Here is a 20,689-nt window from a genome sequence, read left to right as displayed (position 1 = left end):
GCCGGACGGAGCATCATGCCCTGGGAACACAAAAGCCCGGCGGAAGAACCCGCCGGGCTTTTGGATTCCGATTGGAATTGAAAAATCAGGCAACCGTCAGCTTGACGTCGATATTGCCCTTGGTCGCGTGGCTATAGGGGCAAACGATATGCGCCTTCTGGACGAGGTCTTCGAGAACCGCCTTGTCGACGCCAGGCGACGAGATCTCAAGCGCGGCATCGATGCCGAAGCCTGTGCCATCATCGCGCGGGCCGATCCCGACGGTTCCCGTCACCTTCGTGTCTTCCGGAAGCTTTACCTTTTCCTTGCCGGCAACGAACTTCAGCGCGCCGAGGAAGCAGGCCGAGTATCCGGCGGCGAAAAGCTGTTCCGGGTTGGTGCCGCGGGCGCCGTCGCCGCCGAGTTCCTTCGGCACGGTGAGGGTGACATCCAGAACGCCATCGGCGCTCTTGGCCTGGCCAGCACGGCCACCGGTTGCGGATGCAGTGGTGCGATAGAGAATGGGCATTGGCGGGTCTCCTTTGCGTTTCCGAGTGGATGCGAATTAGATATCGCAAAATTCAATTGTGCGCAAATTAATTTTGCAAATTGCATTTTTGGCATGTTTTTGCGAAAATGCGATGATGACTGACAAGGCGACACATAACGACACCATCCCCGAGGAAGCGCTGGCGCTCGGCCAGCAACTCTGCTTCGCCGTCTATTCGGCGGCGCATGCCTTCAACCGCGCCTACAAGCCGCTGCTCGATCGTTTCGGCCTTACCTATCCACAATATCTCGTGCTGCTCGCGCTGTGGCAACAGGACGAGATGACCGTGAAGCGCATCGGCGAGGAGATCGGGCTCGATTCCGGAACGCTGTCCCCGCTTCTCAAACGCCTGGAGGTGGCCGGATATGTCGCGCGCCAGCGCGATCCGGGTGACGAGCGACAGGTGATCGTCCGCCTCACGGAAAAAGGCCGCGACCTCAAGAGCGAGGCCTTCGGCATTCTCATGGATATCGGCAAGGCTTCAGGCTGCAGCCTGGAGGAAGCGGGCGAAATCCGGGAAACGTTGCATCAGTTGACGCGGCAGCTCAATTCCGGTCACGACGCGGACTGACAGCAGCGGGAATAGCGGACGTCACCCACCGCATGAGCGATGGGACGCAGTGAGCGACGATGCCCGCGGTCTCAGATGACGAGGATCGGCGCCTTGCCGCGCACGCGATCGTAAAGGTCCATGACATCCTGGTTGAGCATGCGTACGCAGCCGGACGAAACGGCCTTGCCGATCGACTTCCATTCCGGCGTTCCGTGAACGCGATAAAGCGTGTCCTGACCATTCTGGAAGATGTAGAGCGCGCGCGCACCCAAGGGGTTGTTGAGACCCGGCGCCATGCCGCCGTTCTTGGCCGAATAGGGTTTCAGATGCGGCTGGCGGGCGACCATGCTGTCCGGCGGGGTCCAGCGCGGCCACTTCTGCTTCCACTGGATGACCCCGCGGCCCGACCAGGCGAACCCTTCGCGACCGAGGCCGACGCCATAACGCAGCGCCCTGCCGCCCGGCTGGATCAGATAGAGATAGCGGTCGCCGGTATCGACGACGATCGTTCCCGGCTGCTCGCCGAAGGGATCGCTGACCTCCTGGCGATAGAAACGCGCGTCGATTTGGCGGAAGGGAATGGCCGGCACCTGATAACCGCCGTCATTCACGGAGGCATAGATGTCGTCGACGTAGAGGTCCTGCGGCGGAAGGCCGGTCGGCAGCGGCCCTGGGCCATCCTGCCTCTCATAGATGCCTTCGGCGCGCGGATCGGTAAAGCGTCCCTCGATCGCGGGATTGCGGAACACCGGCGCCGTCTCATAGCGGAAGACATCCGTGTTCATCGAGGAGGTGCAGCCTGCAAGACCGGCGGAGGCAAGCGCCATTCCAGACGAGCGGAGAAACTGACGACGGGAGAAGAGGACTGAAGAGGACATCGAACTCTGGAGGGCTTGAGTGCGGCCTGAGGAGTGCTGCATGAAATTGCTTAACGAAACACTACGCACAGCCCCTCGAAATGGGGCGATGCTTGCATTTGCGGCTGGACCGAAGCTTGCGTCGCGGCGTGAAACGGAGAGAGCTCAAACGCTGTGAGCGCTGAAACGCGGCTGGCGCATCAGCATTTCAAAATCAGGCGCGGCGAGCGGCCGGCTGAAGAAATAGCCTTGGATCTCGTCGCAACCGCTCTGGCGCAGAAACTCGACCTGGGCCTGATTTTCCACACCTTCGGCGATGACGCGCAGGCCGAGGTTTTGGGCAAGCGAGATGATCGCCGCGGTGATTGCGTTGTCGTCGAGATCGACAGGAATGTCGGCGACGAAGGACCGATCGATCTTCAGACGACGCACCGGAAAGCGCTTCAAGGCGCTGAGGCTCGAATAGCCGGTACCGAAATCGTCGATTGCCAGGTGCACGCCGATCGCCTGCAGTTCGTGCATGGTGGCGATCGCGCCTGGCACGTCCTGCATGATCAGGCTTTCCGTAAGTTCAAGTTCGAGACAGCAGGGCTCAAGCCCGGTTTCGGCAAGAATCGCCGCCACGTGTCCGGCCCAGTTGCGCTCGCGGAACTGGCGCGCCGAAACGTTGACGCTGACGATTAGCGGTGGCAGCCCGGCGTCCTGCCAGCCCTTGGCCTGGCGGCAGGCGGCACGCAGCACCCAGTCGCCGATCGGCACGATCAGCCCGGTTTCTTCGGCGAGCGGAATGAACTCGGCCGGCGAGACCGTGCCCCGCTCGGGGTGACGCCAACGCAGCAGCGCTTCGGCTGCGAAAACGCGGCCATTCGCAAGGTTCATCTGCGGCTGGAACTGCAGGAAGAACTCGTCACGCGCCAGTGCCCTGCGCAGTTCCTCCTGCTGGCGCAGCTTTTCGTGCGCCTTGGCAGCCATTTCCTCCGTGAAGACCTGCAGATTGTTGCGGCCGAGTTCCTTGGCCCGATACATCGCCATGTCGGCATTGGCGAGCAGCTCGCCAACCGTCTTGCCCTGATTGGGAAAGCAGGCGACCCCCATGCTACAGGTGACCTGCAAGCTCCGGCCCTCGATCTCCATCGGGGCGGCGATGGCGCGGCGAATATCCTCAAGCCTCGCCAGTACGACGTCACGCTCGCAGGGAAGACCGTTCAAGAGCAGGATGAACTCGTCGCCGCCGACACGCACGACCATGTCGGACTTGCGCACCGACGAACGCATGCGCGATGCCGTGACCTTCAACAGTTCATCGCCGGCCGCATGGCCGAGCGTGTCGTTGACCAGTTTGAAATTGTCGAGGTCGAGGAAGGCGAGCACCGCCCACTGACGGGTGCCACGCAGGGCCTCCAGCGCCTCGGCGACCTGCTCCTCGAACAGCGCCCGGTTCGGCAGGCCCGTCAGCGCATCATGATGCGCCATGAAACTGATACGGTCCTCCGCCTGCTTGCGCTCGATGGCTATCCCCGCCAGATGCGCCGCCATCGCGATCAGTTCCCTCTGCCCATCGTCGGGAACGCCGACGGAGCCGGAATAGAGCGCGAAGGTACCAAGCACCTTGCGGTCGCGCGAATGGACCGGCGTCGACCAGCAGGAGCGGAAACCGTAGGGACGAACGAACTCGCGATAGTCGACCCAGAGAGGATCGGCGAATATATCCGAGACGATCACCTGCTCGCCGCGCCAGGCGGCGGTACCGCAGGAGCCCATGCGAGGACCGATCTCGATACCATGGATGGTCGCACAATAGGCCTCGTCGAGGCTTGGTGCTGCGCCGTGGGAGAGATAGCGGCCATCGGCAGACAACAACAACACCGACCCTTTGATCCCGGGCATCAGCGCCTCGATCAGCAGGATCATGTCCCGGAAGAACTCGTCGAGCGGCCGGCTGTTGGCGATCATCTCCAGGAGGCGGGCTTGCCCTTCGAGCAGGCGCTCGGCGGCCTTGCGGTCGGAGATGTCGCGCGACACGCCGACCACGCCGACGATCTTGCCGCGCTTGTTGCGCAGCGGCACCTTGGAGGTCATCAGCCAGCGGTCGCGGCCCTTGCTGACGATCGCCCGTTCCTCGATGCCGAATATCGGCTCGCCGGTCTCGATGACGCGGCGCTCGATGTCGGCGATCGCCTTGGCCATATGCGGCGGATGGAGGTCGAAGTCGGTCTTGCCGACGATGTCATTCAGCGCCTCCAGCCCGTTGTCGGCAATGGTGACCTGGTTGGCGATGAGGAAGCGCCCTTCGACATCCTTGGCATAGATGTAGTCCGGCACATGGTTGATCATCGTTTCCAACCAGTAGTGGCGGTCGGCGATGTCGGGTTCGGCGGGAAAGATGCGCGCAACTTCTTCGGCCAACCGGTGGCTGGCATCGATCAGGCGACGTGTATCCTCATTGCCGCCGCCGTTTAAGGCGGCGTATCGCGGATTGCGGGACGTGTTTTTCGCCAAGCAGCCCTCCCGACGCGTTTCGTCACGTCGCTGGTCGATCTTTCCCCACTTCACGTTAGACGAGCAAGAGTTAGCCCTTCCTAAATAACTTGTAGAAAAATCGTGTAGAGGTTGCAATCTCGAAGTCGCGCCAAGGGAAAGCGACCGCTGGACGTGCCATCGGCTGCTGGACCTGGCCGAGTTGACGAGAACGAGCGCGCAGGGCAAGCGCGCCGCCACATTCGTCAACCGGCCTCCCACAAGCCGTCCGCCAAGAGTGCCCCAAAATCGACCGCGACAGCCGGAGACCAACGGCGCGAAGATACGTCGACGATGGACCGCTTGGCCTATCAAAAGATTTCATGCGTGATATCAGCGGCATCGGCTTCCGCCCTCCGGTGCGCTTGCCTAAGACAGGAGCACGGCAACGACGGGAGGAGTTCGACATGCTGACGATCTACGGGGTCTATCGCTCGCGCGCATCGCGCAACTATTGGATGGCGCGGGAGCTCGGCATCGCCTTCAAGTCCGTGCCGGTCATCCAGGCGCGCCGGGTCGCCGATCCGCTTGCCGCCGACGCGCCCATCAACACCAAGTCGCCGGCCTTCCTCGCCGTCAACCCGATGGGGCTGATCCCGGCGATCGACGATGACGGCGTCGTGCTGACGGAATCGCTTGCCAACAATCTCTATCTCGCGCGCAAATATGGCGGCCCGCTGGCGCCGGCCGATATCCGTGAAGAAGGACTGATGGGCAACTGGACGATGTGGGCGGCGACCGAGGTGGAACCGCATGCCGTGCAAATCGTCCTGACCTACGACTACGGCAAGGAGGAAACTGACGAAGGCAAGGCAACGATCGCGAGATGCGCCAAGGCGCTCGACAAGGTGTTTGCCCGCATGGAGACCCACCTCGATGGACGCGACTACGTGGTCGGCGATCGCTTCACCGTGGCCGATCTTAATCTCGCAGAGGTCTTCCGCTACACCATGAGCCAGAAGCAGCTTTTCGCGAGATATCCGCGCGTGGCCGCCTGGCTTGCCCGTTGCCATGACCGGCCTGCATTCAAGGCGATGATGGACGTGCGCCTGGCGGAAGCGGAATAAGCCGCCGGGAACGGCTCGACGGCTCTCCGGGTATCGTCAAGTCATGGTCGCCGCGTCAAAGCGAACACGCGGCGCCCTGAGATCGAGCAGGCGCATGCCCTCTTCCACCTCGTCACGAACCCAGCGCTTGAAGGCGGCCGCGGCTTTGCTTTCCCGCCGCGATGGCGAGCTGACGAAATAGTGGCCGTAGCCCGTCTCGACACGAATGCCGAAGGGCACGACCAGACTGCCCTGGCTGATCGCGAAACCGGCCAGCGTCTGCCAGGCGAGCATGACCCCCTGCCCCGAGATCGCCGCGTCGAGCACCAGCGACGCCTCGTTGAACGTGTGGCGCACGCTCATTTCGGCGCCGGAGAGACCGACTTCGCGAAGCCACACCTCCCAGCTGAACATCGAGTGACCGTCGATCACGGCAGGGAGCTTTAGAATATCTGCAGGTATGCGCAGGTTCTCCGCCATGGACGGCGAACAGACGGGAAAGACCTCCTGCTGCAACAGCAGTTCGGATTTCACGCCGGGCCATTCGCCCGAGCCGACACGGATGCCGACATCCACATCGGACGTGTCGAGATTGACGAGCTTCGTCGTGGCATCGATGCGCAGGCGAATGTCGGGGTGGCGCTCGGCGAAACGGTTGAGCCGATAAACCAGCCAGCGGGCGGCAAAGACCGGCGCCACCGAGATCGTCAACACCGACTCGTCGCGCCGCCGCGCCGAAGCCACGGCCTCCGCCAGCTCCTGAAAGGCGTTGCTGAGGCGTGCGAGGAACCGCTGGCCAAAGTCGGTCGGGACGAGGCCCCGCGACGTTCGCTCGAACAGGACGCGGCCGAGCTGGGCCTCCGCCTTGGCGATCTGCTGGCTGACGGCGCCGGAGGTCACGCCGAGTTCCTCTGCCGCTGCGGCGAGCGAGCCCAGACGACCGGCAGCTTCGACGGCGCGCAGTCCGTTCAGATGGACGGTATTCAGATCTCTCATATAGTTTTTCTAAACTCGTTCGGTACCATTCTCAATTGAAAAGAGAGCGGGACAGGCAGATCATCCAACGATCGAAAGGATGGTCCGCCATGTTGAAGCTTCTCTCGATGTTGACCGCATTCGCCTCTTCGGAAAATCGGAAGCAGGATACGCCACTGGCCTGGACGCGGGACCCGCTGCAGCACCCGGATCTCGAGCGCATGGACGAACGCGAACTCGGTGATCTGCCCTTCCCCGGCTGGCCCTGGCCGCGCGCGGCCGAATGCGCCGGCGACTGCCTGCAGGCCGGGGCCCGGTGACGAACAAGAAGGGCCTTGTGATAGGCTGACGGGATGACCGAGGACCTCGACCGCAATTTCGCGCGCATCGTCAAGCTGGCGGAAGCCGCCGGCCTGCCGGAGGTTTCGGTCGGCACCTCCTACGGCACGCCGGCACTGCTGGTGAAGGACAAGAGCTTCGCGCGCATGAAGGATGGCGACACGCTCGTCGTCATGTGCGCGCTTGAGGAAAAGGAAATGCTGCTGGAACTCGATCCGCGGCTCTATTTCGAGACGAACCACTACAGGGGCTGGCCCGCCATGCTCGTCCGACTGTCGGAGATCGACGATGAGAGCCTGACCGGGCGGCTGCTTTCCGCCTGGCGGGAAAAGGCGCCGAAGAAGCTTTCTGCAAGCTTCGGCGGCTGAAATCGGCGCTTCTCCATGTGAGCAGACACCGGATGGCACCCTTCGGTGTCGAGCCTGCCAGCCGACCTTGTCGATCAGGCAGGCTTTGCCGTCGACATCCGAGGGAAAATCTCGATGCTGCAGGCGGCGCGATCGGATGATGCGGCCTTCCATTTCAGAGCCAGCGCCTATACCGGTGGAAACGATAGCCGCACAGGTGCTCTTCCATGATCGTTCGCGACCGCCCCAACCTTCTGAAACTGTTCTTCATCCTCAGGGGATCGGTCATTCAGCGGATATTTCCGCAGGTGTTGTTCGTCTTCGGACTTTCCGCCTTCGTCGTCTGGGCACACCGCTTCGATCCGCAAATCGTGCCGAGCGTCAACAGCGGCCCGTTCGCACTGCTCGGTATCGCGCTCTCCGTGTTCCTCGGCTTTCGCAACAATGCCTGCTACGACCGCTGGTGGGAGGCGCGAAAGGATTGGGGGCAACTGATCTTCACGTCACGCGATCTTGCCCGCCAGACGCTGATCCTGGACGGGGCGGACGAGACGTCGGGGAAAGCGGCGCGGCGGCGCCTGCTCAATCTGACGATCGCGTTTGCCCACGCCCTGGTCTGCCACCTGCGGCCGGGCCACCATGCCACTAGGACGCTCGCGCGGATGCCCGACGATCTGGTTCCCGGTTACACAGCGAGCCGCAATCCGCCGGACTTCCTCTTGCGCGAGATGGGCCGCGAGCTTGCCGGTCTGCGTGCTTCGGGCACGGTCAGCGACTTTCAGTGGGCGCTTATGGACGGTACGGTCGGCAAGATGTCGGCGACGCTCGCTGCGTGCGAAAGAATCCGCAACACGCCGGTGCCCTTCGGCTACACGCTGCTTCTGCACCGCACCGCCTATCTCTTCTGCTTCCTGCTGCCCTTCGGCTTTGCCGATGCGCTCGGCTGGGCGACGCCCTTCGTCACCGCGCTGGTTGCCTATACGTTCTTCGGCCTCGACGCGCTTGGCGACGAGCTGGAGGAGCCGTTCGGCGTCCTGCCGAACGACTTGCCGATCGTGGCACTCGCCGAAACGATCGAGATCAACCTGCGCGAGGCGCTCGGCGAAGCCGACCTTCCGCCCCTGCCGCAACCGAAGAACTACATGCTGATGTAACCAGAACCGCCCGTGGCCTAGAGTGCGTCGCAAAGCGGCCGCGCACCTTTGTGCGACCTGTCAGAGCTTGACCGCCGCCAAAACCCGGGCAACGGCCGGACGCGCCGTCATGCGATTGCGGTGATCCAGCACTTTCGGAAAAAGGGCGGGGTCGACGCCATCCGCTTCCAGCCAGCCAGCAATGGTGAAAAGGTAGGGATCGGCGATGGAGTAGGCCTCGCCCATGACAAAGGGCCCTTCGAACATTCTGTTCTCGATCAGTTCGAAGCAGGCCGTCATGTTGGATGCGACCTTGGCCTTCATCGCCTCGTGCGCGGCGGGATCGTCCGCCCAGCGCGCACCACGGCGACCATGGGCATGGGCCACATGCACCGTCGAGCACAGATAGTTCATGAACGACTGCAGCTGGGCAAAAGCAAACGCATCACCCCTTGGCGCCAGGTTCGCCACCGGATGCGTCTCAGCGATATAGGTGAGGATCGCCGGCGTTTCGGTGACGACGCCGCGGCCGGTCAAGAGCGCCGGCACCCGGCCCTTCGGGTTTACCGCGAGATAATCGGGCTTGGTCTGCTCGGCGGTCGAGAAATCGACGCGGCGCGCCGCGTAGTCAGCACCGGCCTCCTCCAGCGCGATATGCGAGGCCAACGAGCAGGTCCCCGGTGCGTAGAACAATTTCAACACTTTAACTCTCCTCTGCGGTCAGGTGGATCGGATGACTTAGGGTCGATCGAGCCGAGCAAACAGTATCAATACTCGCGAATTGAAGCGAATTCGGGCGAAGTCCAACGGGTTTTCTCCGCTCCTATCCCCGCGTGCGGCCCGCAGAAGAACGGATGTCGCCCGGATTGACAAGCGGGAACGGATTTCAATAGAACGTCACTGTTACGTTATAACATTATTCGGAGTTACTTATGAAGACGCTTTTTTCCACCTTCATCGCCGCCAGCCTGTTTGCCGCCGCTGCGACACCCGCCTTTTCCCATGGCGCGTGGATCGGCGAACGTTGGGGAACGCTCGCCGTCATCTACGGCCACGGCCCGGCGGACGAAGCCTATGATCCGGCCAAAGTGAAATCGGTCTTGGCGCTTGGCGAGGACGGCAAGGCGCTGCCGGTGACGATCGTGCCCGCCGACAACCACGCCTCGCTGAAATTCGACGGCGAACCCGCAATTGTCGCTCTTGAGTTCGACAACGGCTATTGGAGTGAAGGCGCTGACGGCAAATGGGTGAACAAGCCGAAGAACGAGGTTCCCGGCGCCAAGCAGGCGAGCCATTCCGTCAAATACAGCATCGCGCTGGTGCATGCGCGTGGCAATCTGCCGAACTTCCCGGCACAGCCGCTGCAGATTGTTCCTCTCGACAACCCCATCGGCCTGAAGCCCGGTGAAAGATTTCGCGTCCGCCTCCTGCTCGACGGCAGGCCGCTCGAAGGCAAGGAAATCACGCTGGACTACGCCGGACTGCCCGAGCTCGTCTCCGAAAAGACGGACGCGAATGGTGAGGCAGAAGTGACGCTGCGCAATGCCGGCGTCAACATCCTCGCCGTCAGCCACGCGATTCCGCTCGAAGGTGACGCCGCAGCCGACAAGAAGGGGCTGACGGCGACGCTGACCTTCGTCGCCGAGCCGCACGTCCACGAGTAGACCCGCCTCCCCGGTCATGCCGCGGCCCAACCAGAACATCCACCCTCTGCTTAAGGGCGGCGTGAAGGATTGAGCCGCGCATCGGTCCCGAGGCTGAGGCGCGGAGGCGTTCAGAAGCCACATACTCGGCCCGGCAGGTTATTCCCGCCGGGCCGTTTTCGGTCAGGCAACGAACGCCTCGCCGCAGCCGGGCACATCTTCCAGGCGATGGTAGACGGGTATGCCGCGCTCGCGGGCAATGCGCACATCGTTGTCGGCTCCCTTGCTGTCACCCGGCAAGCGCAACACGGCATCGCAAAGCGCCAGCAGGCGTCCGGCCACCGGGTGGAAGATTTCCTCGTAGAGCTCATCCCCGACCCGCTCGCCGCCCGCCGCATTCCACACCGGCAGCGCCACCCATTCACCGATCATCGGCACGTGCCCGGCTTTAAACAGCGCATAGGACGGCTCTTCCAGCCGCCTCAGGTTGGCGGCCATCTTGTCCGGATCGTCTCCCGTTCCCGAGCGATAGGGGCCCGCGATCAAAATCAGCATGATTTTCTCCACATTTTTGCACGAAATATCCAGATCATTCTGGATATTTCACGATATTTCGTGCAATATCGTGAAGAGTCAAGGAGGCATTCATGCTGACAACACAGAGACGGGCTTTGATTTCGGCACGCCTGACGCGCGACGGCGAGATCGTCGCCAAGCGTCTGGCGGACGAGTTGAACCTCTCCGAGGACACGATCCGGCGCGATCTCCGCGAGATGGCCGCGGAAGGTTTGTTGAAGCGCGTACATGGCGGCGCGCTGCCGCTGGCGCCGGCGCTACCGAACTTTGCGGCACGGCAGGAGATCGCCGGCGATGTCAAACGTCGGCTTGGGCGCAAGGCCGCGGCGATGATCGAGGCGGGCCAGACGATCTTTCTCGACGGCGGTACGAGCAATGCGGAAATCGCGCGGGCACTGCCACGGGAGATGCGGCTGACCGTGGTCACCCACGCCCCGACAATCGCCGCCGAGCTCGAACGCCACGAAGCCGAAGTGATCCTCGTCGGCGGTCGTCTCTACAAGCATTCGATGGTTGCTACGGGAGCGGCCGCCTTGGCCGCCATCGCCGACATTCGGGTCGACCTGTTCTTTCTCGGCGTCACCGCCATTCATCCCGTCCATGGCGTCTCGACCGGCGACTTTGAAGAGGCGGCCGTCAAGCGCGCGGTCCTAAAGCAGGCCGCAGATACCTATGTGCTCGCGACGGCTGAGAAATTCGGCGCGGTCTCGCCACACCGCGTGGCCGGGATCGCCGATCTGGCCGGCTTCATCGTGGCTGAGGAAATCGAGAAAGAGGTGTTCGCGCCCTATGACGACGCGAACATCGCGGTGATCAGAGCCTGATGTCGCCGACGGATTGACCCGACCGGGACGCTCGCAGACGCAGGAACCGAGGTCCTCGGCTCCACCATCTCAGGCGGCGAAAGCCTCAGTCACCCTGACATCGCCGACATGGATGCCGTTCCAGTTCCGCATCGAGTGATTGGCCTGCGCCATCAGGGCCTCATGCAGCTCCGGCTCATCGCGGAAGAAGCGGGCAAGCGTTGCCGCAACCATGGCCTCTGCCGCCCGCGTCGTGCCGTCCTCGCATTTCAAGGCAATCGCAATGCCCTTCTCCGGAATGGCGGCGCAGAAGACACCCTCGGCGCCGGTCTTGGCGAAGATGCGGCCGGGCGCCGTTTTCATGAGCCGCGTGCAAGCACGCTTGGTGCCTGCAACGAAAAAGGGCTCGGCCATGCAGGCGTCGATCAGCCGCTTGGAGGCGCGCGCACGCTCCGGCGCGAGACCGGCGCCGGTCGCCATTTTCGCGAAGCCGTGCGCCAAGCCCTTGAGCGGCACGGCATAGGTCGGGATCGAGCAGCCATCGACGCCGCAATTGTCCTTGGCGAGGATCGCACCCGTCAGGCTTTCCATCGTGCCGCGGATTTCCCGCTGCAGCGGGTGGTCGTAGCCGACATAGCCCTTTACTTCGGTGCCCGAATGGCAGCAGGCGCAGATGAAGCCCGCGTGTTTGCCGGAGCAATTGTTGTGAAGCGCGGTCGGCGCATCGAGGCTGCGGGCCTGGGCGATCAGCGTCTTCTGGTCGGACGACCAATGGGCACCGCATTCGAGCGCCGAGACATCACGGCCGGCGGCCGCGAGCATCTTGGCGGCAAGCTCCACATGCTCCGGCTCACCGGAATGCGACGAACAGGCAAGCGCCAGTTCCCTGTTGCCGAAGCCGTAGGTGTCAGCGGCGCCGCTTTCCATCAATGGCAGCGCCTGCATCGCCTTGCAGGCCGAGCGCGGGAAGACGGCGGTGTCGGTATCGCCGAGCGAAAAGACGGTACGGCCGTCGCCATCGACGGCGATCACGAGGCCGCGATGGCGGCTTTCGACGAGGCTTCCACGGGTGACTTCGACGAGAACGGGATTCGACATGCCTTGCCCTCAAATATCCGAAATTGCTGCGTGCATTTAACAGGATTCCAGCGACAGGAAACGGAGTTTTCATGAAATTCGCCCGCAGGCTCGCCGTCGTCTTTCTGGTCATCTACCTGTTGCCGGCGCTGGCCTCGGCCGGCTGGTGGTACATGCAGGATCGGCCGCAAAGCTGGCGCGATGCCGATTGGTCTTCGGCCGGAATCCTGCCAAAGGCCGTGGAAAGCGCCGATGCGGCCGTCTACGTCTTCTCGGCAACGACCGGCGGCATGAAGGGTGCTGTCGCCAGCCACGCGTGGATCGTGACCAAGGAACAGGGCGCCGCCTCCTACAATCGCTACGACAAGGTCGGTTGGGGCAAGCCGATCCGCCAGAACGCCTATCCGGCCGACGCCCGCTGGTATTCCAACGAACCGCGGCTGGTCGTCTCCGTGACCGGCACCGAAGCCAGCCGACTGATCCCGAAGATCGAGGCGGCCATCGCCGGCTATCCCTATGCCTCGCCCGGCGGCTACCGAATCTGGCCAGGCCCGAACTCCAACACCTTCGTCGCCCATGTGTTGCGTTCTGTGCCGGAACTCGGCGCGGTGCTGCCGCCCGACGCCGTCGGCAGGGATTATCTGCCCGAGGGCAAGCTGTTCCAGATCGATGCCGATGGCCGCGACATGCACGCAACGTTTTATGGTGTGGCCGGCATTTCGGCCGGGGCGCGCAGCGGCCTCGAGCTGCATTTCTTCGGCCTCGTCGCCGGCTTCGATTTTGCCAGGCCCGGCATCAAGATCCCGGCGCTTGGGCGTTTCGGGGTCTGATCTGCAAGCTTCGCCATACCTGGAGGCCCGGAAGCGGAATGCCGGAAATGGAAAAGGGCCGCCCGAGGCGACCCTTCCATGAGTTCTGGCCAAGTGAGTGGCCCGGGCCTTAGGCCCGAAGGAAGGCGGGGATCAGGCCGAGGGCTGCCTCGACGTGTTCACCTCTCCCATGCCCTTCACCAAGACCGAAATCTCATTAGACATTGGACCACCTTCCTTTCTGTTCGTTGCTGATCACTCGAAGGTAAGCGATCCGTCTCCAATTACAAGACCGACGATAGTCGGAGATCGTCGCAATCCTCGCGATCACAAGAACCTGATGATCGGCGCGATCACAGGGACCTGATGAACGTTCCGATCACAGGGGCCTGATGATCGTTCCGATCACAGGGACATGATGATCTTGCCGATATGGTCGCCGCCCTCCATCTGGCGGTGGCCGTCGGAAACCGCGCTGAAGGGCAGGACCGAATGGATGACCGGCGCAACCTTGCCCGCCTCCAGCAGCGGCCAGACCTTCTCCCTAAGGCCGTCGCGGATCGCCTGCTTCTCCGCCGCCGTGCGCGGGCGAAGGGCCGAGCCCATGACATGGAGCCGTTTCGTCAGGATCGGCGCGATGTTCGCCCCTTCGACCTTGGCGCCGCCGAGGAAGGCGATGATCGACAGGCGTCCGTCTTTCGCAAGCGATGCAATGTTACGATCGAAGTAGCGCCCGCCAACCATATCAAGAATGACGTCGACGCCGCGTCCGCCTGTTTCCTCGAGCGCGACGACCCTGAAGTCCTCGTCGCGATAGTTGATCGCGCGCTTGGCACCCAGCGCCTCGCAGGCCCGGCATTTCTCGGCGCTGCCGGCGGTGACGAGAACCTCGGCACCAAAGGCCTTGGCGAGTTGGATCGCCGTCGTGCCGATGCCGCTCGAGCCACCATGGACGAGGATTGTCTCGCCCGCCTTAAGGCCGGCCATGTCGAAGACATTGGCCCAGACGGTGAAGAATGTTTCCGGCAGGGCGGCCGCCTTCACCGCGTCATAGCCCCTCGGCCAGGCGAGCGCCTGGGTCGCGGGCACTGCCGCATATTCCGCATAGCCGCCGCCATTGGCGAGCGCGCAGACCTTGTCGCCGATCCGAAAGCCCTCGGCCCCCTCGCCCAACGCCACGATCTCGCCCGCCACTTCGAGCCCGAGGATCGGGCTTGCGCCCGGCGGCGGCGGATAGTCGCCCTTGCGTTGCAACACATCGGGACGGTTGATGCCGGCCGCTTCCACCCGAACGAGGATGTCGCCCCGCTTGACCTCAGGCAACGGCCCCTTCTTCAGGACCATGTTTTCCGGTCCGCCCGGGGCCGGAAGATCGACGAAATTCATTTCTGACGGAAGGGACATGGCATCACCTCATGCTCGCTGATGTGCCACATCTAGCGCCGGCAATGCGTCGCGGAAAGAACTTCCTTCGAATCGATAGAGCTGCCTTCAGCCGACAAAGGCGAGTATGTGTTCGGCCACAAGGACGGGGCTCTCCCAATGCGGGTTGTGGCCGTGTCCGTCCAGCGTGATCGAGCGGGCCGAGCCGAGGGTGGCGGCAAGCTGCTGGCGATGCCCGGCATCGAAAAGCGGATCCTCGCTGCCGGCGATCGCAAGCACCGGCATCCGCAGTTGGCGCGCACTGGTGCGCAGGTCCGTGGCTGCAAGGCCGTCTAGGATGGTGCGCCACATTCGGGTCGGTATGTCCGCGGCCTCATCGCGCATGTAACCCAGAAATTCGCCATCGACCGGACGGCTGCAGGCGTGCCAGCTGTCGAAGAACGCATGGTCCCGATGAAGCGGATCCTTCAGCGCGCGGATCGCCTGCGCGGTCGGATTGGTCGCGTCGAGCCCGGATTGCAGGGTGCCGGACAGCAGGACGAGCGCGCGGACCAGATCCGGCCGCAGGGCGGCAAAGGCGATTGCTGTCATCGCGCCCATGGAATGGCCGACGACAACGACGTCTCTCAGCGCCAGCCGGCCTGCCAGGCAATCGAGGTCCCGAGCGAAATCGGCAACAGTCGCCCCCTGCCCCGCGTGCGAGGCGCCGTGTCCGGCAAGATCGGGAATGATGAGGCGACGGCCGGGCAGATGAGGCACAATCAGCGAGAAACTGCGACTGCTGTCAGAATAGCCGTGCAGAAGCAACAGCACCGGACCTTCGCCCTGATCGACATAGGCGAACTGACGCCCGCCGGGCAGTTCGAGCCGCTTCTTCAGCGAAGCCCAGTGCTGTTGGTCGATGCCGGTCACAGCCCGAGCGCGGCCTTGACCGCGGCAGAACCCGGCTGCCCATCGAATGTCGTCACGCCGGCGAGCCAGGTGTCGAGCCGCTGCGGTTCCTCCTTGATCGCCTTTTGCCCGGCCTCATCCGGCGCCAGCCCATCGTTCATCAGGTAACCCATGTCGCGGTTCTCGAAATCGATGTCGAACACCAGATTGTTGAGGAGTTTCGCGACGTTCGGGCACTCCTGCAGGTAGCCTTTGCGCACCTGGGTCGAGACGGTCGCCGCGCCAAAATCCGGCCCGTAGAACTTGTCGCCGCCGGTCAGATACTTGATCGAGAGCGCCGTGTTCATCGGATGTGGCGCCCAGCCCTGAAACACGATGAAAGCTCTGTCGCGCACCCGGCGCGTAACCTCGGCCAGCATCCCTTGTTCGCTCAATTCGACCACTTCCCAGCCATCGAGACCGAGGCTCGGGTCCTTGATCGCATCGAGCATCAGCTGATTGGAGCCCGGCTCGATGCCGTACATCTTCTTCTCGAACCTGTCGGCGAAGGTCTTCAGGTCGGCGAAATCCTTGACGCCGGCCTCCCAGACATAATCGGGCACGGCGAAGGTATATTTCGCGCCCTTGAGGTTGGTGCGCACGGTCTCGACCGAACCGTCGTCCTTGTAGGGCTTGTAATAGCTCACCATCGCCGGATCCCAATAGCCGAGAAAGACGTCGAGATCGCCGCTACGCAAGCTGGTGTAGATGACATCGATGCCGAGCAGCTTGCTCTCCGGCTCATAACCAAGCGCCTTCAGCACCGTCAGCCCCACGCCCGTGGTGAAGGCCAGGTCGTTCCACCCGGGCTCTGCGAGCCGCACGCGCCGACAGGCTTCGGGGTCGCCGGCAAGGACGGGGCTGGCGGCGGCAATGAGCGCAACGGTGGACATCAAAAGTTTCATGCCTGGCATCGCACCCTCCGTTTTGTCCTTGAGGACTAAAAATTGACCCATGGGTCAACAATTGATCTTTCCGGAAAGTTTGTCAATGTGGGAATCGTTTGGAGAGGCCTATGCGACTGACAAAGATAAGCGAGATCAGGCGGCGCGAGCTGCGCCGGGCTGCCTTCGAGGTGCTGCAAAAAGAGGGCATGGCCGGCGCGACGCTGGAGAAGGTGGCAATGCATGCCGGCGCCTCCAAAGGCATCGTGCTGCATTATTTCGCCAACAAGCAGGAGCTCTTCGAACATGCGATGCGCGAGGCGAATGCCGCGCTGAAGGAAGCGGTAGTCGAACGGCTGAACCGGGCGCGCACGCCCCGCGAGCGGCTAGAGGCAATCATCGAGGCGAATTTCGAAGACCGCTTCTTCCAGCCCTCGGTCTGCCACGCCTGGCTTTCGCTCTGCGCGGAGGTGCCACGCGAGCCGCAGCTCGCCCGCATCCAGAAGGTCATTCACGCCCGTATGCGCTCGAACCTTCTCTCCGCCCTGGCGCATCTCCTGCCGCCAGACGAATGCGAGGCCGCGGCGCTCGGCATCACCTCGCTGATCGATGGGCTATGGCTGCGGCTCGGTTTGCAATCAGGCGGGCTGACGCGCGACGTAGCGCTCGCGCAGATGCGTGACTATCTCGCCCACCGCCTGCCCGCGTAGGCGACCTGAACGGTTCTTGGTTTGAGCTTCAACCGCCGATCGCGTCCATGACGAGCCCGGCGTCGCTGGTCTTGGCGCGGGACTTGATTTCGGCGATGCGGGCGCTGACGGCCTGGGCGTCGGAAAAGACGAAGCCTTCCGGCAGCCCGAGGACCGCGATCGAACAGCGCATCAGCGGAAATTCCTTCGGCGAGCCGTCGCGGCCATAGCCGCTGATGCGGCCTTCCGCCTGATGCTCCGGCGAATAGAGCTGGCGCACGTCGGAACGGAAGTCATCGAGCAGGCGGTTCAGCACCGCCTCCAGTTCCTCGACCGTACAGCCGCTGACGCCGACGAAGAAATCATCACCGCCGACATGGCCGAGGAATTTTTCCTCACCGATGAAGTGCCGGCGCAAGAGCGCGGCGAAGAGCGTGATCGCGAGATCACCTTTCTGGAACCCGTAGGTGTCGTTGAAGGGTTTGAAGTCGTCGAAGTCGCAATAGCAAAAGTAACGCGCCTGATCGCCGTCGAGGATCGCGTCCTGGACGTAGTCACGGATGGCGCGGTTGCCGGGAAGCCCCGTCAGCGGATTCTGCTCCTGCGCCATCTTCAACTGCTTTTCGTTGATGATCTTCAGAAGCGACGAAGCCGAGAGCGTGCCGGCATAGCGCATGTTCTCCGTCAGAATCAGGCAATCGCTGCCGTCCATGCCGGCAAAGATCTTCAGCATCTCGTCCGCGGGCGTATCGAGATCGGCGATCGGCGCCGGGCTGACGAAATGCGAGATCCGCCGCTGGTAGATCCTGTTCTTCAGGAGATCGCGGCCGAAGGGGTGATAGATCAGCTCCTTGACGTGATATTCGTGCAGGATGCCGCGCGGTTCGCCATTGGCGTTGAGCACCGGGAAGAAACCCTGGCGCGGGTTCCGCCGGAAGAGATCGAAGACGGAATCGAGCTCGTCGCTTTCGCGCACCGTCGGGAGCTGCTCGATCTGCTTGCGGATCAGGATGCCGTCCAGCGACGACGAGGACCGTCGGCCGCTCACGCTCTGATCGAGATGCGGATAGGCCGGCAGAAGCTCGCTGAGATGTGTCGTCGGCCGGGCGACGTAATAGCCCTGCACGAGATCGCAGCCGAGATCGCGGCAGGTGAGGAACTCCGCCTCCGTCTCGACGCCCTCGGCGATGACCCGCGTGCCGAGCACGTGGGCTGTGTTGACGGTATGGCGGACGAGATGGCGTTTGCGGGCATCCGCTTCGATGCCGGAGATGAAATGCCGGTCGATCTTTACATAGTCGACGGGCTGGTCGCAGAGCAGTTTCAACCCGTTGAAACCCGCGCCGAAATCGTCAATGGCGAGCTTGAAGCCGGCAAGCCTGAGGTCGCGCACGAGTGCGGAAAAATCCGGCATCTTGCCGCCGTCGAAACGCTCGGAAAGCTCGAAGCAGAGCGACGATGGGGCAATGTTGGCGCGCTTCAAGTGGTTGACGAGCCGCTCGACGATATCGCCCTCGCCGCCGACGAGGCGCGAGTCGAAATTCAGAAACAGGGTACGGGCGGAATGATCGGGCAGCGTCGCGAAGCCGGCGACGGCGCGGCTGTTGATCATGTGCTCCAATGCCAGAAGCTGCCCCGCCTCTTCCGCCTTGTCGAGCAGCTCCAATGGCGAGGCAAAGCCCAGCTTGTGGAAGCCGCGCATCAGGGATTCGTAACCGAAGACGGTGCCGGTCGCGGCTTCTGCGATCGGCTGGAAGGCGCTCTCGATCACCAGCTTGGCGAGCGTGACGATCTGGTCGTCGCCGAACCGGCGCAGCGAGAGGATTTCGGCGGGGGCGGCGGACATGCCGGGCTCCAGAGGCTTAAGAACGGACGATCGGACACCGGCAGCATGGCTCCAAAGAGTCAACGAAGTCTTTCCCCATTATGAAGCTTTGATGAAAGCTATGTGACAGCCGCAATCGCCCAAAACAAATCAAAGCACTCTAATGAAATCAGTAGTTTCATGAGTGATTTCTGCCATGGGTCAAAGTCCGTCCGGATATCGATCCTCGACCGGGATCGGGTCAGGCGAGAGCAAGCAGCGCCAGGTATCCGGTACCGATAACCAGGCAGAGGGGACCGTAAATACGACGGTCGAGCGTCGCGAAGGGTTCGGTGCCGTGGCGTCGGTGAAAGGCCGTCGTGAAAGCCAACACCCCGCGGACGACAAAAATGGCCGCAAGCACGGCTAGGCCGCTATAGGGCAACATCGGCGGCAACGCCCCCTTCAAAATGGGTGTGACGAACAACGGCACAAGCGCTGCGGCGAAAATGAGCGCGGCGACGACGAGCGTCAGCCAGACCGGCGGCATCACCGAGCGATGTTCTGTCCCGACCACTGTGCGCACCAGCGATGCCTCGTCGTGACAGGGCCAAAGCCCGCCCAGTGCCCAATAGGCGTGCAGCCCGGCGATACCGGCAAGAACGAGGAAAAGCAGGATCGCGATCGCCGTCAACATGGCTGGTACCTCGTTCGCCTGTTTGTGGAAGCCGCCTCAGGCGGCCATGCTCGATGGAGGCCTTCTGCCCGACCGCGCGCCGATCGCCGCGAGTGCGGCCATGGCGGCGAAGGCCACCCATTGCGGCGTGGTCCAGAGAGAGCCGAGATAAGCCAAACCATAGCCGATGAAGAGGGCCGCGTAGGCGAGATACTGCGCGATCACCGCACCTGCCAGGGATACGCGATAACGCCCGTTCGCGGCGGCAAACAGTAGCGCCAGACTGTTGATCAGGAGGATGGCGCTCGTCGTGTGCCAGAGAAGCGAGACATAGGTCTGCAGTAGCGGCGATGGGCTGCTTGCAAGCAAGGGCACATGCACCTCGGGCCCGCCGGCGAAGAGATGGATACCCGTAGTCACCAGGGACAGAACGCCCGCCACCAGAAGCCATCCGTTCATGAGTTCATCTCCACTCGTCACCATACGGCAGCGTATGTACGCCGCCAGGTTGCGTTGGTCAATACGGCGGCGTATGGAAAGCCATGGCGACAAAAGACACCCTCACGAGCGATGACTGGATCAAGGCCGCGTTCCGCGCGCTGACGGCGGGCGGCGTGCAGGCGATCCGCGCCGAGGCGATTGCCCGTGACCTGAAGGTCAGCAAGGGTTCTTTCTATTGGCATTTCAAGGACGTGGCGGACTTGAAGGCAAAGATGCTTGCCCATTGGGCGCGCGAAGCGACCGACGCCATCATCGCCGAGGTCGAAGCCTCCCAACTGCCGGCGTTAGACCGTTTGCGGCTCCTGGTGCTCGCCGCGACGGATGACCGCACCCTCCCCTATGGCGGGCTGCTTGCCGACAGCGCCGTGCGCGAATGGGCGCGCTTCGACGCCGTCGCCGCAATGACCCTCAAGTCAGTCGACGAACGCCGCCTTGGCTACATCGCCGACCTGCTCGGCCTTTCTGGATTTTCAGCAAAGGCCGGCCGCAGTGGCGCGAGCGCGCTCTACGGCGCGCTGATCGGCCTTGAGGCGCTCGCCGCAAACGGCCTGGCCGATCTGCGCGCCGATCTGCTCCGGCTGATCGAGGCGCTGCTCGACAACCGCGCCACGCCCTAGA

At 63.0% G+C, this 20,689-nt stretch carries 23 protein-coding genes; 10 read left to right on the top strand and 13 right to left on the bottom strand.

The annotated features are described in order from the left end of the window. Positions 1 to 85 precede the first annotated feature (85 nt). Positions 86 to 508 (bottom strand): organic hydroperoxide resistance protein, encoded by a 423-nt coding sequence (locus AC1Z3V_RS22000; RefSeq protein ID WP_173515898.1) that lies wholly within the window; start codon positions 506 to 508, stop codon positions 86 to 88. Positions 509 to 623: 115 nt separating this feature from the next. Here AC1Z3V_RS22000 and AC1Z3V_RS21995 point away from each other — a divergent pair, with 115 nt between their 5' ends. Continuing rightward, on the top strand, positions 624 to 1,100 hold the full coding sequence (locus AC1Z3V_RS21995; RefSeq protein ID WP_483504130.1) for a MarR family winged helix-turn-helix transcriptional regulator: 477 nt from the start codon (positions 624 to 626) through the stop codon (positions 1,098 to 1,100). 71 nt (positions 1,101 to 1,171) lie between these two features. Here the strand turns inward: AC1Z3V_RS21995 and AC1Z3V_RS21990 are convergent, their stop codons facing one another. Together AC1Z3V_RS21990 and AC1Z3V_RS21985 are read right to left on the bottom strand one after the other, a co-directional pair. Continuing rightward, positions 1,172 to 1,960: a L,D-transpeptidase family protein gene (locus AC1Z3V_RS21990; protein WP_483501699.1), complete on the bottom strand. Its 789-nt coding sequence runs from the start codon at positions 1,958 to 1,960 to the stop codon at positions 1,172 to 1,174. Between the two features lie 144 nt (positions 1,961 to 2,104). Continuing rightward, the gene (locus AC1Z3V_RS21985) at positions 2,105 to 4,438 is read right to left on the bottom strand and encodes a putative bifunctional diguanylate cyclase/phosphodiesterase (RefSeq protein ID WP_483501697.1); all 2,334 of its coding nucleotides are present in this window, start codon (positions 4,436 to 4,438) and stop codon (positions 2,105 to 2,107) included. Positions 4,439 to 4,863: 425 nt separating this feature from the next. On the opposite strand from AC1Z3V_RS21985, the gene AC1Z3V_RS21980 reads away from it, so the two are divergent. Continuing rightward, positions 4,864 to 5,523 (top strand): glutathione S-transferase family protein, encoded by a 660-nt coding sequence (locus AC1Z3V_RS21980; protein ID WP_483501696.1) that lies wholly within the window; start codon positions 4,864 to 4,866, stop codon positions 5,521 to 5,523. A 36-nt stretch (positions 5,524 to 5,559) separates the two neighbouring features. Here the strand turns inward: AC1Z3V_RS21980 and AC1Z3V_RS21975 are convergent, their stop codons facing one another. Continuing rightward, complete coding sequence (locus tag AC1Z3V_RS21975) at positions 5,560 to 6,498, bottom strand: LysR substrate-binding domain-containing protein (protein ID WP_483501695.1); 939 nt, start codon at positions 6,496 to 6,498, stop codon at positions 5,560 to 5,562. Between the two features lie 89 nt (positions 6,499 to 6,587). Between AC1Z3V_RS21975 and AC1Z3V_RS21970 the strand changes: the two genes are divergently transcribed. The 3 genes from AC1Z3V_RS21970 (at position 6,588) to AC1Z3V_RS21960 (ending at position 8,317) form a co-directional block, all read left to right on the top strand. Then, positions 6,588 to 6,797, top strand: coding sequence for a hypothetical protein (locus tag AC1Z3V_RS21970; RefSeq protein WP_483501694.1), 210 nt, complete (start codon positions 6,588 to 6,590; stop codon positions 6,795 to 6,797). 33 nt (positions 6,798 to 6,830) lie between these two features. After that, the gene (locus tag AC1Z3V_RS21965) at positions 6,831 to 7,184 is read left to right on the top strand and encodes an MmcQ/YjbR family DNA-binding protein (protein WP_483501692.1); all 354 of its coding nucleotides are present in this window, start codon (positions 6,831 to 6,833) and stop codon (positions 7,182 to 7,184) included. Between the two features lie 206 nt (positions 7,185 to 7,390). Next, positions 7,391 to 8,317 carry a bestrophin family protein gene (locus AC1Z3V_RS21960; protein WP_483501690.1) on the top strand — a complete coding sequence of 309 codons (927 nt, stop codon included), beginning with the start codon at positions 7,391 to 7,393 and terminating at the stop codon, positions 8,315 to 8,317. A 60-nt stretch (positions 8,318 to 8,377) separates the two neighbouring features. Here AC1Z3V_RS21960 and AC1Z3V_RS21955 read toward each other — a convergent pair whose 3' ends face one another. Next, a complete protein-coding gene (locus AC1Z3V_RS21955; RefSeq protein ID WP_483501688.1) occupies positions 8,378 to 8,998 on the bottom strand; it encodes a glutathione S-transferase family protein in 621 nt (206 codons plus the stop codon). Positions 8,999 to 9,228: 230 nt separating this feature from the next. On the opposite strand from AC1Z3V_RS21955, the gene AC1Z3V_RS21950 reads away from it, so the two are divergent. Next, a complete protein-coding gene (locus tag AC1Z3V_RS21950) occupies positions 9,229 to 9,960 on the top strand; it encodes a DUF4198 domain-containing protein (protein ID WP_483501687.1) in 732 nt (243 codons plus the stop codon). A 162-nt stretch (positions 9,961 to 10,122) separates the two neighbouring features. Here the strand turns inward: AC1Z3V_RS21950 and AC1Z3V_RS21945 are convergent, their stop codons facing one another. Next, on the bottom strand, positions 10,123 to 10,494 hold the full coding sequence (locus AC1Z3V_RS21945; protein WP_429807918.1) for a DUF4406 domain-containing protein: 372 nt from the start codon (positions 10,492 to 10,494) through the stop codon (positions 10,123 to 10,125). 92 nt (positions 10,495 to 10,586) lie between these two features. Between AC1Z3V_RS21945 and AC1Z3V_RS21940 the strand changes: the two genes are divergently transcribed. Further along, entirely contained in the window at positions 10,587 to 11,339 is a 753-nt protein-coding gene (locus AC1Z3V_RS21940; RefSeq protein WP_483501686.1) for a DeoR/GlpR family DNA-binding transcription regulator, read from the top strand. A 69-nt stretch (positions 11,340 to 11,408) separates the two neighbouring features. Here the strand turns inward: AC1Z3V_RS21940 and AC1Z3V_RS21935 are convergent, their stop codons facing one another. Continuing rightward, complete coding sequence (locus AC1Z3V_RS21935) at positions 11,409 to 12,416, bottom strand: asparaginase (RefSeq protein WP_483501684.1); 1,008 nt, start codon at positions 12,414 to 12,416, stop codon at positions 11,409 to 11,411. A gap of 71 nt (positions 12,417 to 12,487) precedes the next feature. Here AC1Z3V_RS21935 and AC1Z3V_RS21930 point away from each other — a divergent pair, with 71 nt between their 5' ends. Further along, on the top strand, positions 12,488 to 13,225 hold the full coding sequence (locus AC1Z3V_RS21930) for a DUF3750 domain-containing protein (protein ID WP_483501683.1): 738 nt from the start codon (positions 12,488 to 12,490) through the stop codon (positions 13,223 to 13,225). Between the two features lie 384 nt (positions 13,226 to 13,609). Here AC1Z3V_RS21930 and AC1Z3V_RS21925 read toward each other — a convergent pair whose 3' ends face one another. The 3 genes from AC1Z3V_RS21925 to choX all read right to left on the bottom strand — a co-directional run bounded on the left by AC1Z3V_RS21925 (position 13,610) and on the right by choX (position 16,410). After that, entirely contained in the window at positions 13,610 to 14,608 is a 999-nt protein-coding gene (locus tag AC1Z3V_RS21925; RefSeq protein WP_483501681.1) for an NAD(P)H-quinone oxidoreductase, read from the bottom strand. Positions 14,609 to 14,695: 87 nt separating this feature from the next. After that, positions 14,696 to 15,499 carry an alpha/beta fold hydrolase gene (locus AC1Z3V_RS21920; protein ID WP_483501680.1) on the bottom strand — a complete coding sequence of 268 codons (804 nt, stop codon included), beginning with the start codon at positions 15,497 to 15,499 and terminating at the stop codon, positions 14,696 to 14,698. Further along, positions 15,496 to 16,410 (bottom strand): choline ABC transporter substrate-binding protein, encoded by a 915-nt coding sequence (gene choX, locus AC1Z3V_RS21915; protein WP_483501678.1) that lies wholly within the window; start codon positions 16,408 to 16,410, stop codon positions 15,496 to 15,498. Before choX ends, AC1Z3V_RS21920 begins: the two co-directional genes overlap by 4 nt. Before the next feature lie 122 nt (positions 16,411 to 16,532). Here choX and betI point away from each other — a divergent pair, with 122 nt between their 5' ends. Beyond that, positions 16,533 to 17,111: a choline-binding transcriptional repressor BetI gene (gene betI / locus AC1Z3V_RS21910; protein ID WP_483501676.1), complete on the top strand. Its 579-nt coding sequence runs from the start codon at positions 16,533 to 16,535 to the stop codon at positions 17,109 to 17,111. A gap of 28 nt (positions 17,112 to 17,139) precedes the next feature. On the opposite strand, the gene AC1Z3V_RS21905 is transcribed toward betI, so the two are convergent. The 3 genes from AC1Z3V_RS21905 to AC1Z3V_RS21895 all read right to left on the bottom strand — a co-directional run bounded on the left by AC1Z3V_RS21905 (position 17,140) and on the right by AC1Z3V_RS21895 (position 20,029). Beyond that, positions 17,140 to 18,936 (bottom strand): EAL domain-containing protein, encoded by a 1,797-nt coding sequence (locus AC1Z3V_RS21905; RefSeq protein ID WP_483501675.1) that lies wholly within the window; start codon positions 18,934 to 18,936, stop codon positions 17,140 to 17,142. A gap of 220 nt (positions 18,937 to 19,156) precedes the next feature. Further along, positions 19,157 to 19,591, bottom strand: coding sequence for a DUF3995 domain-containing protein (locus tag AC1Z3V_RS21900; protein WP_483501673.1), 435 nt, complete (start codon positions 19,589 to 19,591; stop codon positions 19,157 to 19,159). Between the two features lie 36 nt (positions 19,592 to 19,627). After that, positions 19,628 to 20,029, bottom strand: a complete 402-nt coding sequence (locus AC1Z3V_RS21895) for a hypothetical protein (protein WP_483501672.1) — start codon at positions 20,027 to 20,029, stop codon at positions 19,628 to 19,630. Positions 20,030 to 20,112: 83 nt separating this feature from the next. Here AC1Z3V_RS21895 and AC1Z3V_RS21890 point away from each other — a divergent pair, with 83 nt between their 5' ends. After that, positions 20,113 to 20,688: a TetR/AcrR family transcriptional regulator gene (locus AC1Z3V_RS21890; RefSeq protein WP_483501670.1), complete on the top strand. Its 576-nt coding sequence runs from the start codon at positions 20,113 to 20,115 to the stop codon at positions 20,686 to 20,688. The last annotated feature ends 1 nt before the right edge of the window (position 20,689 follow it).

It is taken from the genome of Ensifer sp. 38_S197, assembly GCF_056924495.1.
The sequence above is the reverse complement of the archived record's forward strand: the minus strand, read 5'-3'. Positions and strand labels throughout refer to the sequence as shown.

Bases quoted from the DNA above. Each gene is read 5' to 3' on its own strand.
- AC1Z3V_RS22000 (WP_173515898.1), bottom strand. From the start codon at position 508: ATGCCCATTCTCTATCGCACCACTGCATCCGCAACCGGTGGCCGTGCT.
- AC1Z3V_RS21995 (WP_483504130.1), top strand. From the start codon at position 624: ATGACTGACAAGGCGACACATAACGACACCATCCCCGAGGAAGCGCTG.
- AC1Z3V_RS21990 (WP_483501699.1), bottom strand. From the start codon at position 1,960: ATGTCCTCTTCAGTCCTCTTCTCCCGTCGTCAGTTTCTCCGCTCGTCT.
- AC1Z3V_RS21980 (WP_483501696.1), top strand. From the start codon at position 4,864: ATGCTGACGATCTACGGGGTCTATCGCTCGCGCGCATCGCGCAACTAT.
- AC1Z3V_RS21975 (WP_483501695.1), bottom strand. From the start codon at position 6,498: ATGAGAGATCTGAATACCGTCCATCTGAACGGACTGCGCGCCGTCGAA.
- AC1Z3V_RS21970 (WP_483501694.1), top strand. From the start codon at position 6,588: ATGTTGAAGCTTCTCTCGATGTTGACCGCATTCGCCTCTTCGGAAAAT.
- AC1Z3V_RS21965 (WP_483501692.1), top strand. From the start codon at position 6,831: ATGACCGAGGACCTCGACCGCAATTTCGCGCGCATCGTCAAGCTGGCG.
- AC1Z3V_RS21960 (WP_483501690.1), top strand. From the start codon at position 7,391: ATGATCGTTCGCGACCGCCCCAACCTTCTGAAACTGTTCTTCATCCTC.
- AC1Z3V_RS21950 (WP_483501687.1), top strand. From the start codon at position 9,229: ATGAAGACGCTTTTTTCCACCTTCATCGCCGCCAGCCTGTTTGCCGCC.
- AC1Z3V_RS21945 (WP_429807918.1), bottom strand. From the start codon at position 10,494: ATGCTGATTTTGATCGCGGGCCCCTATCGCTCGGGAACGGGAGACGAT.
- AC1Z3V_RS21940 (WP_483501686.1), top strand. From the start codon at position 10,587: ATGCTGACAACACAGAGACGGGCTTTGATTTCGGCACGCCTGACGCGC.
- AC1Z3V_RS21935 (WP_483501684.1), bottom strand. From the start codon at position 12,416: ATGTCGAATCCCGTTCTCGTCGAAGTCACCCGTGGAAGCCTCGTCGAA.
- AC1Z3V_RS21930 (WP_483501683.1), top strand. From the start codon at position 12,488: ATGAAATTCGCCCGCAGGCTCGCCGTCGTCTTTCTGGTCATCTACCTG.
- AC1Z3V_RS21925 (WP_483501681.1), bottom strand. From the start codon at position 14,608: ATGTCCCTTCCGTCAGAAATGAATTTCGTCGATCTTCCGGCCCCGGGC.
- choX (WP_483501678.1), bottom strand. From the start codon at position 16,410: ATGTCCACCGTTGCGCTCATTGCCGCCGCCAGCCCCGTCCTTGCCGGC.
- betI (WP_483501676.1), top strand. From the start codon at position 16,533: ATGCGACTGACAAAGATAAGCGAGATCAGGCGGCGCGAGCTGCGCCGG.
- AC1Z3V_RS21905 (WP_483501675.1), bottom strand. From the start codon at position 18,936: ATGTCCGCCGCCCCCGCCGAAATCCTCTCGCTGCGCCGGTTCGGCGAC.
- AC1Z3V_RS21900 (WP_483501673.1), bottom strand. From the start codon at position 19,591: ATGTTGACGGCGATCGCGATCCTGCTTTTCCTCGTTCTTGCCGGTATC.
- AC1Z3V_RS21895 (WP_483501672.1), bottom strand. From the start codon at position 20,029: ATGAACGGATGGCTTCTGGTGGCGGGCGTTCTGTCCCTGGTGACTACG.
- AC1Z3V_RS21890 (WP_483501670.1), top strand. From the start codon at position 20,113: ATGGCGACAAAAGACACCCTCACGAGCGATGACTGGATCAAGGCCGCG.